This is a genomic window from Mesorhizobium sp. M1A.F.Ca.ET.072.01.1.1, from assembly GCF_004023325.1.
Classification (GTDB): Bacteria; Pseudomonadota; Alphaproteobacteria; order Rhizobiales; family Rhizobiaceae; genus Mesorhizobium.
This window is the reverse complement of the sequence record NZ_RZSF01000252.1, coordinates 1-10319: the sequence shown is the minus strand read 5'-3', so window position 1 is coordinate 10319 and position 10319 is coordinate 1. Positions and strand designations below refer to the sequence as shown.

The following is a 10319-nucleotide window of genomic DNA, read 5'->3' as shown; positions in this document are numbered from 1 at the left end:
TCACCATGCAGGTCGAGACCTCGAACGTACTCGCCCGCGAGCTGATCGCCTCCCGCCACGACTTTATCATCGCCCGCATCCCCGACGACCTCAATCCGCGGCTGTTCGAATCGCGCGTCATCGGCATCGAGAAGGCCTGCCTGATCGTGCGCCGCGGCCATCCGCTTGCCGGCGGCGGGATGGTCGGCCTGGAGGAGACGGCTGCCTATGATTGGGTCTTCCAGTCCGGCGGCTCGCCCCTGCGCCAGGCGATGGAAAGCAATTTCTTGAACCGCAACATCCCGCTTCCCGACCGCATCCTCAACACCTCGTCGCTGCTCTTGACGCTGGTAATGGTGGCGCAATCTGACGCCATCGCCCCCGTTTCGGTGCAGGTGGCCAAGTTCATCCAGAGCGGCGACGGGCTGTCCGGAGCGATCGATGTCGTTCAGACCGAGTTCGACATCGAGGTCCGGCCCTACAGCCTGATCACGGTCAGGAACCGGGCGCTCTCGCCCGCCGCCAAGATGCTGCACGACTTCATCCTGCGCGAAGTGGGGTAATGGAACGAGAATGCTACCTGTGCGTTCAAACAGATCGGCAGTTCGCTGGAGCCCGTTTGGGTGAGGGAACCACCTGCCGATGCTGAACTATCGGGAGGTCTTTGATGGAACGTCGCTTGTTTCTAACTGGAATGCTTGGCGTTGCGGGGGCAGCGGCAATTGCAACCCTGGCTGGCCCCAGTAGGGCGGTTGCCGGAATTCCAAGCGGCAACGGAATTCTCGATGAACTCGATAAGCCCGATACCGCCGTCTTCGAGGATGGAGACGAACGGGCTGAAGTGGAGCAGGTTTACCATCGTCATTGGCATCACGGCCGTCGCCGCCGCAGACGGCGCCGCGTTTGGAGACGTGTTTGCCGCCGCTACTGGCGTCGTGGCCGCTGGCGTCGCCGCTGCTGGCGCGAACGTGTTTGGATTGGCTTTTGGCTTTAGGGGTCCATAGCGGTTCAGCTTTGGATAAGAGCCGCTCACCCGCAGTAAAGAACTGTTTTTACGGAATTCCGGACCGAGACGTGGTCCTGGATTGCTCAACCGGTCCAGAGCCGGCCGCCGCAAGGTGGCTGGCTTCTTTTTCGCCATAGATCGCGCGGCGATCCTCTTCTAGGGCCCAAGCCCCTCGCCTTTCGAGCGGCTCTTTCGTTTGCGCGCTTTCGCCGAACGAGGTGGCTCCCTTCGGAGTGCGGTCAAAAGCGCGTTGATTTTCCAGTCCCCCTGCTGTTGAGAGGATGCGGGCAGTTGGGCGATCTGGATGTTCGATGTTTTCAAAGCTGCCTGTTGTTAACCATCGCAATGTTAGCCTTGGTCTCGCCGGATGAGCGAGGTCACCAACATGCACGCCGATCTGCCGCGCGCGCGGGTTAAGCGGAGGCTGATAGCCAAGGCGCTAGCGTTCCTCGCCGCCGTCCTGACAACGCTGCCCGCAGATGCCGAAACGGTGCAGGAAAATCCCGGCGGTCAGATCGTGATCTTCGCTTTGCACGTCGCCGAGCTGCGCGCCGCGAACGAGCCTGTGGAATTTGACGGTGCCTGCGACAGCGCCTGCACGCTCTATCTGTCTTTGCCCGCCGAGCAGCTTTGCATCACGCCGCGTGCATCCTTCGGCTTCCATCTGCCTTACGGCGTCGGCGCCCATGAGAACGCAATCGCCGCGCAGTACCTGATCTCGCAATATCCCGACTGGGTACGGCAGTGGATCGAGGAACACGGCGGCCTGTCGCACACAATCGTGCGGATGGAAGCCGCCGAGGCGGCAAAGCATCTTCCCCTCTGCGGGGTGTTGGCCTGACCGGCAAGCGGCAACGATCCCATTCGCCATCGGCCGCTTGAGACGCTCTGCCTGATCGCAGCGGGCCGGGTGGCACTGTAGCGAGGGATGGAGCGGGTAGCGGGAATCGAACCCGCGCGTTCAGCTTGGGAAGCTGACAGGCTACCATTACATCATACCCGCGCAACAGCCTCGTTACCATGATGGCCCCGCATCTAGCAATCGGCGATGCATTGAAAGCCGAGAGCCATCCACCGGCGCTTTGACGCCGCCTCGCAACATGGTAATGGCTCAGGGGTTAAGGGTGGGGACCCAGCTTGGAAATCAATGTTCGGAAAAGGAAGCGAGCCTCTCGCTCCGGAAAAGCCTTTGCTTTGGAAGATCTCGGATTCCTGCTGAGGCTTCCTGTTTTTGTATTCGTCTCTCTTTTCTTGCCTGAGAAGAGATGGCGCAGTGTCTGCCTTTGGCTGGAGCGGCTGAAACGGGCGCCTGAGTCTCGGCGCGACGTTGATGACCAACCGGACCTTGCCGCCTTTGGCATAATAGGCCGCGAGGACCGGCTCCGTGTCGACGCGATGCGCAGCGAACACAACATCCAGATCGTCCGCGAGTGGCTCGTCGGCTGGCGACCCGACACCGAACTGCTCGGCGCCGAGCATCTCGATGCGGCGCGCGAACAGGGCCGTGGCGCCGTCCTGTGGATTGCGCATTTCGCCTTCAACGCGCTTGCGGCGAAGATGGTTTTCGCCAAAGCCGGCTTCGACGTCTCTCACGTCAGCAGGCCGGAGCATGGTTTCTCGAAATCGCGCTTCGGCATCCGGTTCCTCAACCCGATCAGAACCTGCGTCGAGCTCAGATATGCGGCGGGCCGTATCGTGATAGACCGCGCCAATCCCGCCGCCAGCATGAACGAGGCGAGGCGGTTGCTTCGCCAGGGCAAGTTTGCGTCCATCACCGCTGGCGCCTGGGAGGGTGAGCTGCTGGTGCGCGCGCGGATCGGCCAGTCGGCCATTGAATTTGCCGGCGGCGCGCCCCGCTTGGCCAGGATCGCCGGCGCTCCCCTGCTGCCGGTCTTCGTCGTTCGTGACGACAGCACAGGCAAGATACGGGTGACTGTGGAAAATCCGATCGATCTTGATCGCGGCCAGGACAAGGCCGAACTGATCCAGAGCGCCGCGCAAGACTTCGCCGATCGGCACCTGGCCTATCTGAAGGCCAGTCCCCACCAGTGGCGCGACTGGGGCAAGTTGAAGGCTCACCAAGGCACCCTGATCGAGACGGAAGCCGGATGCCTCTCTGCAGCATTCTGATCACCGACGACGGCAGCGAGCACCTTTCCGGGCTCGTTGCCAAAAACATCCACTCGCTCACGGCTGCTCATCCTGGCGAAGAGCACCGCCTTTTCCGGGAAGCGGCGTTGGCGGAGTTCATTTCGACGCATTTCGGAGCAGAGGTGCTTTCGGCTTTCAGGACGCTGCGACCTTATTCATACAAGGCGGACCTCGCCAAATATTGTCTGCTTTATGAGCAAGGCGGCCTTTATGCCGATCTTTCCTATTTCTTCCTGCGCGGAGTGCCGCGCGCCGATGGAAAATTGTCGATCTTTCGCGATTTCCTCAGCTCGACCCCTTGGGACACCAGCATCGGCGTTGTTGCCGCGCCGCCTCGCCACAAGGCGCTCGCCAAGGCGATCGAGCTTGTCTGCGCCAATGTGAAACGGGAATATTACGGGCCGACTGCGCTCTGCCCCACGGGCCCGACCTTGTTCGGCAAGGCCGTCGCGCTGACCTGCGAGCCGGAAGACCTCATCGTCGGCGAAGCCGTCAGATCGGTGCCGTCTGCCGCGCCTCTTCAGCCGTCCGCGGATTTCGGCCATTGCCTCAGCCATGATGGCGAGCCGGTCGCGATCAAGCGCAAGCGGGGCGGCAAGCCGATATCGCACCTCGGTATCGGCGGCGGCAACCGCTACAACAGGCTGTGGCGCTCCAGGGAAGTCTACCGCGACCGGCCGCTTTGGGCCCGCATCTTCCGATGGCGGATCTGACCGTGCGAGCCGCGTGTGCCGGCCGGATCGGGCTATCAGGGCTGCCAGCACGATGGCTTCGCGCGCGGCCTTCGGCTTGATGCCGGGTATCCGAGTGCGTATTTCTGAGGTCGCCCCCCGAATCGGGCAGCTCGAACCGGAGAACGGCCTTGTCCGCACTGACACGCTTTCTCGGCGACACGCCACTCAGGGTGCTTGTAAAGCTGCTGGTGGTTTCCTTTCTCGTCGGCCTCGTCATGCACGCTTTCGGCTGGTCGCCGATGGACGTGCTCTACGGCATCCGCCAGTTCTTCATCGACCTGTGGAACCTCGGCTTCCATACTCTCGACCGCTTCCTGGGCTATATCCTGCTCGGCGCCGCGATCGTCGTGCCCGCCTTTATCCTGCTCAGGATTGCGAGCTACAGGAAGTAGCCTGGCGAGCGTCAGCATACGCGGCCGCGACCTCGAACAGAATGGCGTGGCGCGCGGCAAGCGCCGGCACGTCGCTCGAATAGCCGCCGCCGATGACGCCGCATAGCGGGATGCCGGCCTTGCGGAAATAGCTGATGACCAGCTCCTCTCGGCTGCGCAGGCCGTTGTCGGTCAATGTCAGCCGGCCAAGCCGGTCCTCGGCATGGACATCCACGCCGGCATTGTAGAACACGATGTCCCAGCGCCGCCTTGCGCAAAGCTCTGGAAGAATGGCGCCGAGCCGGTCGAGATAGGCAGCGTCGCCGGTGCCGTCCGGCAGCGCGATATCGACATCGGAGGCGATCTTGCGCGCCGGATAATTGCGTTCGCCATGCATGGAAAAGGTGAAGGCGCGCGGCTCATCCTTCAAAATGTCCGCCGTGCCGTCGCCCTGATGCACGTCGAGATCGACGACCAGGATGTTTTCGACGGCGCCCTCCGCAAGCAGGACCAGGGAAGCCACGGCCACGTCGTTGAAGGTGCAGAAGCCCGCGCCTTGGGCACGCCTGGCATGGTGGCTACCGCCGGCGGCGTTGCAGGCTATGCCGTGTTTCAGCGCCAGCCGCGCCGCCAGCACCGTGCCTGCCGTTGCTAGCTGCGCTCTCAATGACACGCGCTGGCTGACCGGGAAGCCGATCTCGCGCTCGATCTTTTCAGGCACCTCGCAAGTGAGCACCTGGTCGACATAGCCGGCCTCGTGCGCGAGCTTGAGCCACGCCGCCGGCGCCCGTTCCGGCATCGAAAGCGCTCCCGCTGCTGCCAGCCCGCGGCTGTGCAAAGCCTCCATTAGCAACGGATATTTGCTCATCGGAAAGCGGTGATTGACGGCAAAGCCGGCGTCATAGTCGGGATGGTGGACGATCTGCAAAGGCATGATGGGGCGGCCTGCGCCAGAGCTGGAATTCGGTTAGCCGTCACCCGATGGCGATTGCGCGGCAGCGGCAAACTGGGGCACATCGGCCATTCTAGCAAGCCGCAATGAGCAAGGCAGCAATCCTTGGACAAGGGTGCGACCCACATCAACGCCGGGACCTTCATCGTCACCAACCGGTCGGTGCTGGCGATCGCGGTGCCGATGACGCTTGCCTATCTGACGACGCCGCTGCTCGGCATCGTCGACACCGCGGTGATCGGGCAGTTCGGCGATGCGGCTCTTCTCGGCGGACTGGCGGCAGGCGCGCTGGTCTTCGACGTCGTCTTCACCACCTTCAACTTCCTGCGCTCCGGCACCACCGGCCTCGTCGCCCAGGCTTTCGGACGCGGCGATCCGCTGGAGGAGCAGGCGGTGCTCTGGCGGGCCGTGCTGATCGCGGTCGTCGCCGGCGTGGTGCTTGCAGCACTTGCGCCGCTGTTTGCGGTAGGCGGCCAGTGGTTCATGGGCGCCGAGCCGCGTGTCAGCGCGGCGATGTCGGTCTATATCCGCATCAGGCTCATTGCCGCGCCCTTCTCGCTCATCAACTACGCCATCTTGGGCTACGTGCTGGGGCGTGGCGAGGGCGGGATAGGGCTGATGCTGCAGGCCGTGCTCAACGGCATCAACATCCTGCTCTGCTTCCTGCTCGGCCTCGAGCTCGGCTGGGGCGTGGCGGGCGTTGCCTGGGCGACCGTCACCGGCGAGTTCCTGGCCATGCTGCTCGGCCTTGCCATCGTGCTGAGGCGGTTCCGCAAGCTGGAGCGGCCGTCGCGCCGGCGCATCCTCGACCTGCCGGCCTACCGGCGCATGCTGTCGCTCAACCGCGATATCATGATCCGCTCCTTCTCGCTGCTTGCCGCCTTCGCGCTGTTCACTAGGCAGGGCGCCCAGTTCGGCACGGTGACGCTCGCCGCCAATGCCGTGCTGATGAACTTCTTCCTCGTCGCCGGCTATTTCCTGGACGGCTTCGCCACCGCGGCCGAGCAATTGGCCGGCCGCGCCATCGGCGCGCATGCGGCCGCCCCTTTCCGGCAAGCCGTACGGCTGACGCTGATCTGGGGCTTTGGCCTGGCGGCGGTCGCCAGTCTTACCCTGCTGACGGCGGGCGCACAGCTGGTGGCGATGGTGACGACCGCTCCGGAGGTCCGCGCGGTCGCCGACATTTATCTGCCCTGGGCCGCCTTCACCGCGCTGAGCGGCGTGCTTGCCTTCCAGATGGACGGCGTCTTCATCGGCGCCACCTGGTCGCGCGACATGCGCAACATGATGCTCCTGTCCTTCCTGGCCTTCGCCGCGGCGCTGATCACGCTGGCGCCCGCCTTCGGCAACAACGGCCTATGGGCCGCACTGCACGTCTTTTTGCTGGTGCGGGGTTTCAGCCTGCTTGCGGTGCTGAGGCTCAGGATGCGCACGGCGTTCAGCTGATCGGCTTTGAAGCCCAGCGCTCGCAAGCCGAGTCGCGCAAATCCTGGATCGAGCCAAGCCGCTCGCGCTCCACAAACCGCGCCATGCCGGCAACGATGCGGCCAGGCAGCGCCGGGCCGGCATAGATCATGCCGGTATAGAGCTGGACGAGATCGGCGCCGGCGCGGATCTTCTCCAGCGCGGTTTCCGCCGAATCGACGCCGCCGACCCCGACGATCGTCACTTGTGGGCCGAGCAGCTTGCGCATCCGGGCGAGTACCGCCGTCGAGCGCTCGAAAAGCGGCTTGCCTGACAGCCCGCCGGCTTCGCCGGCCAGACTTGCGCTGCGCAACCCGACCCGGGCAAGCGTCGTGTTGGAGACGATGACCCCGTCGATCCTTTTCTCGATGACTTCGGCGGCGATGTCTTCCAGTTCCGCTTCGACGAGGTCCGGCGCGATCTTGAGGAAGATGGGCGGCTGCGCCGAAGCCTTGGCGCGTTCAGCAATCACGCGCGACAGGAGTTCGCCCAGTTGCTCGCGCGCCTGCATGTTGCGCAGGCCCGGCGTGTTGGGCGAGGAGATGTTGACCGTCAGATAACTGGCATGAGCCGCGAAGCGGGCGACGCCGCGCTCATAGTCGGCAATGCGGTCGGCGCTGTCCTTGTTGGCGCCGATGTTGACGCCGACAATACCCGGCCGCCCTTTGCGCGCGCCAAGCCGTCTTTCGGCGGCCGCATGCCCTTCATTGTTGAAGCCGAGCCGGTTAATCACCGCTTCGTCCGCGGTCAGCCGGAAGATGCGCGGCCGGGGATTGCCCGATTGCGGCAGCGGCGTGATGGTGCCGACCTCGGCGAAGCCGAAGCCAAGCCCAAGCAGCGCGTCCGGCACTTCGGCGTTCTTGTCGTAGCCGGCCGCCATGCCGAGCGGGTTCGGAAAATCGAGCCCGCAGACGCTGACCTCGAGCCGCTCGTCGCGCGGGGGAGGCGAGGCGGCCGGCAGGCCGCAGCGCAAAGCCGCGATCGACAGGCCATGCGCCGTTTCCGGGTCGAACGAGAAAAGCAGCTTTTGGCCGATCCGGTCGAGCACGCTCATTCGTCCTCCAGCGGCGGGAATTCGTGGCCGTCGGCGCCGAGCGGCAACGGCTTCACCCAGAGCACGGCGTCGAGGGCGAGCGCGGCGTAGAGATGCGGGAACAGGGCGCCGCCGCGCGACACCTCGTATTTCAGCGCGTTGCCCAGCTTTGCCGCGTCGACAGCGATGAGAAGCAGGTCCGCCTGGCCGGCGAAATGCTTGGCCGCCGTCTCGCGCACCTGGGCAGCGGTGGAGAAATGGATGAAGCCGTCGGCGATGTCGATCGGCGCCCCGGTGAAGCGGCCGTTCCGTTCCGCTTCGCGCCACATGGCTTCAGGCGCGATCTTGTAGATAAACTGAGACATTGGCGCGCTATAGTCCGAACGATCCATGGGGGAAAGGGTGCTTGCGAACTCTTCCCCATTTCAGGCGCAAACCTGTGATATTGTTCGCACAACGGCTCATGGAGGATAACATGCGTCTGCAGCACATTCTAATCCCGGCGGCGCTTTGCTCGCTGGTCGCCGCATCGGCCTATTCCGAGGAGACGGACCGCTATCGGCTCGAAAAGTCCGCAAACGGCTATGTCCGCATGGACACCCAGACCGGCGCCATGTCGATCTGCGAGGAGCGCTCCGGCCAGCTCGTCTGCAAGTTGGCCGCCGACGAGCGCTCCGCCTTCCAGGACGAGATCGACCGGCTGCAGAGCACGGTGAAGGCACTCGACGAGCGCGTCGCGAAGCTTGAGAACTCGCTCTCGGCCCGGCTGGAGTCCCAACTGCCGAACGAGGAGGATTTCAACAAGACGATGAGCTACATGGAGCGCTTCTTCCGCAGCTTCATGGATATCGTCAAGGACATCGACAGGCAAGAAGGCGACGGTGGCACGAAGCCCAGCCCGCAAAAGACCTGAGCTCCCGGGAAAAAGCCCGCGCGCGCGGCCTTTGCTGCTTGAAAACGCGCCGCGCCGCCGCATAATCGTTCCGATCCCGTAAGAAAGCACATAAATCAGCAAATGGGACGGGGAGGAGTATTTGCCGTCGGGCCACACTTTCGTCATTGCCGACGACCATCCGCTGTTTCGCGGCGCGCTAAAGGAAGCGCTGGCCGGCATAGGCGACGTTGCCGCCATCCATGAGGCCGGCGATTTCGAAAGCGCCAAGGCGCTGGTCGTCGCCAATGAAGACATCGACATGGTGCTGCTCGACCTGTCGATGCCCGGCGCCAGCGGCCTGTCCGGACTGATCTCGCTGCGCGGCATCCATGCCTCGGTGCCGCTGGTGGTGGTGTCGGCTCATGACGATCCAGCCACCATCCGCCGCGCGCTCGATCTCGGCGCGTCCGGCTTCATCTCCAAATCGGCAAGCATGGAGGAGATACGCAGCGCCGTCCTGACTGTGCTTGCCGGCGATATCGCAGCACCCGCCGGCATCGAGCTCGGCGTCGAGCGCGACCCGGAGATTTCCGATCTGATCAAGCGCCTGCAGGCGCTGACGCCGCAGCAGACGAGGGTGCTCGGCATGTTGGCCGAAGGCCTGCTCAACAAGCAGATCGCCTATGAGCTCGGCGTCTCCGAAGCCACCATCAAGGCGCATGTCTCGGCTATATTGCAGAAGCTCGGCGTCGACAGCCGCACCCAGGCGGTCATCCAGCTTTCCAAGATCGGCGGCGACCCGCTGCAGCCGGTGAGCTGATCATTCCGCCGCGGGCGCCAGCGCCCTGACGCGCGCCATCATCGAGCGCAGCACGGCAGGCTTCAGCGGCTTGTTGATCACCGGCACATCGAGCAGACCAGCAGCAGTGCGCACCTCGCTGGAGCGGTCTGCGGTGACCAGCACGCAGGGCAGGTCCTTGCCGTAGGCGGCGCGCAGCCTGGCGATGGCGTCGAGCCCGGTGCCGCCGTCGAGATGATAGTCGGCGAGCACCACATCCGGCCTTGCCGCACCCGGGTGCATCAGATCCTGCGATCCCGAAGCGGTCTCGACGCTGCAGCCCCAGCCTTCGAGCAGCAGTCGCATGCCGTCGAGGATTCGCGCGTCATTGTCGATGCACAGCACATTGAGTCCGGCAAGTGAGGATGGCGCGCGCGCGGGCGCCTTTCCCGTCTCGCGCGGCGGCGCCGCGATCGCGGCGACCGGCAGGATGACGGAAAAACGCGTGCCCTTGCCGGGATTGGAGAAGATGCGGATTTCGAGCCTGAGAACCCTGGCGATGCGGTCGACGATGGAAAGGCCAAGGCCAAGGCCTTCGGCCTCGCGAGCGCCCTCGTCCAACCGGGTGAATTCGTGGAAGACGGTGTTCAGCTTGTCGGCGGCAATGCCGATGCCGGTGTCGATCACCTGGATCTCGGCCAGCTCGCCGCGCCTTCTCACCCCGACCAATATGCGGCCTTCGCGCGTGTATTTGATCGCATTGGAAACGAGGTTCTGGATCAGCCGGCGAAGCAAATTGCGGTCGGTCATCACGCCGAGCGACGACGGCATGATTTTCAGGCCGAGCTTCTTTTCGGCGGCGAGCGGGCGAAAATCGTTGCCGATCTGGCCAAGCAGCCCGCCGAGGCTGAAGGCGGTGTCCTCGGGCTTCAACGCGCCGGCGTCGAGCCGGGATATGTCGAGCACCGCGCCTAGGA

13 protein-coding genes and 1 tRNA gene are annotated in these 10319 nt (G+C 64.2%); 8 read left to right on the top strand and 6 right to left on the bottom strand.

What is annotated here, in order from left to right; translation table 11 throughout:
- Positions 1 to 542: LysR substrate-binding domain-containing protein (locus EOA32_RS27065; RefSeq protein WP_245499396.1), on the top strand; the 542-nt coding region annotated here is incomplete at its 5' end.
- A 122-nt stretch (positions 543 to 664) separates the two neighbouring features.
- Here EOA32_RS27065 and EOA32_RS38830 read toward each other — a convergent pair.
- On the bottom strand, positions 665 to 1120 hold the full coding sequence (locus tag EOA32_RS38830; RefSeq protein WP_170950356.1) for a hypothetical protein: 456 nt from the start codon (positions 1118 to 1120) through the stop codon (positions 665 to 667).
- A gap of 250 nt (positions 1121 to 1370) precedes the next feature.
- Between EOA32_RS38830 and EOA32_RS27055 the strand changes: the two genes are divergently transcribed.
- The gene (locus EOA32_RS27055) at positions 1371 to 1826 is read left to right on the top strand and encodes a hypothetical protein (protein WP_128373341.1); all 456 of its coding nucleotides are present in this window, start codon (positions 1371 to 1373) and stop codon (positions 1824 to 1826) included.
- A gap of 88 nt (positions 1827 to 1914) precedes the next feature.
- On the opposite strand, the gene EOA32_RS27050 is transcribed toward EOA32_RS27055, so the two are convergent.
- Positions 1915 to 1988, bottom strand: a tRNA-Gly gene (locus EOA32_RS27050).
- 392 nt (positions 1989 to 2380) lie between these two features.
- On the opposite strand from EOA32_RS27050, the gene EOA32_RS27045 reads away from it, so the two are divergent.
- The 3 genes from EOA32_RS27045 to EOA32_RS27035 all read left to right on the top strand — a co-directional run bounded on the left by EOA32_RS27045 (position 2381) and on the right by EOA32_RS27035 (position 4262).
- Positions 2381 to 3115, top strand: a complete 735-nt coding sequence (locus EOA32_RS27045; RefSeq protein ID WP_128373340.1) for a hypothetical protein — start codon at positions 2381 to 2383, stop codon at positions 3113 to 3115.
- On the top strand, positions 3094 to 3849 hold the full coding sequence (locus EOA32_RS27040; protein ID WP_128373339.1) for a glycosyltransferase: 756 nt from the start codon (positions 3094 to 3096) through the stop codon (positions 3847 to 3849). Before EOA32_RS27045 ends, EOA32_RS27040 begins: the two co-directional genes overlap by 22 nt.
- Positions 3850 to 3998: 149 nt before the next feature.
- Positions 3999 to 4262, top strand: a complete 264-nt coding sequence (locus EOA32_RS27035; protein WP_066996803.1) for a DUF6460 domain-containing protein — start codon at positions 3999 to 4001, stop codon at positions 4260 to 4262.
- On the opposite strand, the gene EOA32_RS27030 is transcribed toward EOA32_RS27035, so the two are convergent.
- Complete coding sequence (locus EOA32_RS27030) at positions 4237 to 5175, bottom strand: histone deacetylase (RefSeq protein ID WP_066996806.1); 939 nt, start codon at positions 5173 to 5175, stop codon at positions 4237 to 4239. The genes EOA32_RS27035 and EOA32_RS27030 overlap by 26 nt on opposite strands.
- A 123-nt stretch (positions 5176 to 5298) precedes the next feature.
- Here EOA32_RS27030 and EOA32_RS27025 point away from each other — a divergent pair, with 123 nt between their 5' ends.
- Entirely contained in the window at positions 5299 to 6639 is a 1341-nt protein-coding gene (locus EOA32_RS27025) for an MATE family efflux transporter (RefSeq protein ID WP_066996809.1), read from the top strand.
- Here EOA32_RS27025 and EOA32_RS27020 read toward each other — a convergent pair.
- On the bottom strand, positions 6632 to 7711 hold the full coding sequence (locus EOA32_RS27020) for a quinone-dependent dihydroorotate dehydrogenase (protein ID WP_128373338.1): 1080 nt from the start codon (positions 7709 to 7711) through the stop codon (positions 6632 to 6634). The two genes, EOA32_RS27025 and EOA32_RS27020, sit on opposite strands and share 8 nt — an antisense overlap.
- On the bottom strand, positions 7708 to 8055 hold the full coding sequence (locus tag EOA32_RS27015; RefSeq protein ID WP_128373337.1) for a DUF952 domain-containing protein: 348 nt from the start codon (positions 8053 to 8055) through the stop codon (positions 7708 to 7710). Before EOA32_RS27015 ends, EOA32_RS27020 begins: the two co-directional genes overlap by 4 nt.
- Positions 8056 to 8165: 110 nt before the next feature.
- On the opposite strand from EOA32_RS27015, the gene EOA32_RS27010 reads away from it, so the two are divergent.
- Both EOA32_RS27010 and EOA32_RS27005 read left to right on the top strand, forming a co-directional pair.
- Positions 8166 to 8603 (top strand): hypothetical protein, encoded by a 438-nt coding sequence (locus EOA32_RS27010; protein WP_128373336.1) that lies wholly within the window; start codon positions 8166 to 8168, stop codon positions 8601 to 8603.
- 121 nt (positions 8604 to 8724) lie between these two features.
- Complete coding sequence (locus EOA32_RS27005; protein ID WP_066996819.1) at positions 8725 to 9384, top strand: response regulator transcription factor; 660 nt, start codon at positions 8725 to 8727, stop codon at positions 9382 to 9384.
- Here EOA32_RS27005 and EOA32_RS27000 read toward each other — a convergent pair.
- Positions 9385 to 10319 (bottom strand): ATP-binding protein (locus EOA32_RS27000; protein ID WP_145971361.1); only part of this gene is annotated, 935 nt, incomplete at its 5' end.

Excerpts from the sequence above, each read along its gene's own strand:
- EOA32_RS38830 (WP_170950356.1), bottom strand. The coding sequence starts at position 1,120 with ATGGCGAAAAAGAAGCCAGCCACCTTGCGGCGGCCGGCTCTGGACCGG.
- EOA32_RS27055 (WP_128373341.1), top strand. The coding sequence starts at position 1,371 with ATGCACGCCGATCTGCCGCGCGCGCGGGTTAAGCGGAGGCTGATAGCC.
- EOA32_RS27045 (WP_128373340.1), top strand. The coding sequence starts at position 2,381 with ATGCGCAGCGAACACAACATCCAGATCGTCCGCGAGTGGCTCGTCGGC.
- EOA32_RS27040 (WP_128373339.1), top strand. The coding sequence starts at position 3,094 with ATGCCTCTCTGCAGCATTCTGATCACCGACGACGGCAGCGAGCACCTT.
- EOA32_RS27030 (WP_066996806.1), bottom strand. The coding sequence starts at position 5,175 with ATGCCTTTGCAGATCGTCCACCATCCCGACTATGACGCCGGCTTTGCC.
- EOA32_RS27020 (WP_128373338.1), bottom strand. The coding sequence starts at position 7,711 with ATGAGCGTGCTCGACCGGATCGGCCAAAAGCTGCTTTTCTCGTTCGAC.
- EOA32_RS27015 (WP_128373337.1), bottom strand. The coding sequence starts at position 8,055 with ATGTCTCAGTTTATCTACAAGATCGCGCCTGAAGCCATGTGGCGCGAA.
- EOA32_RS27010 (WP_128373336.1), top strand. The coding sequence starts at position 8,166 with ATGCGTCTGCAGCACATTCTAATCCCGGCGGCGCTTTGCTCGCTGGTC.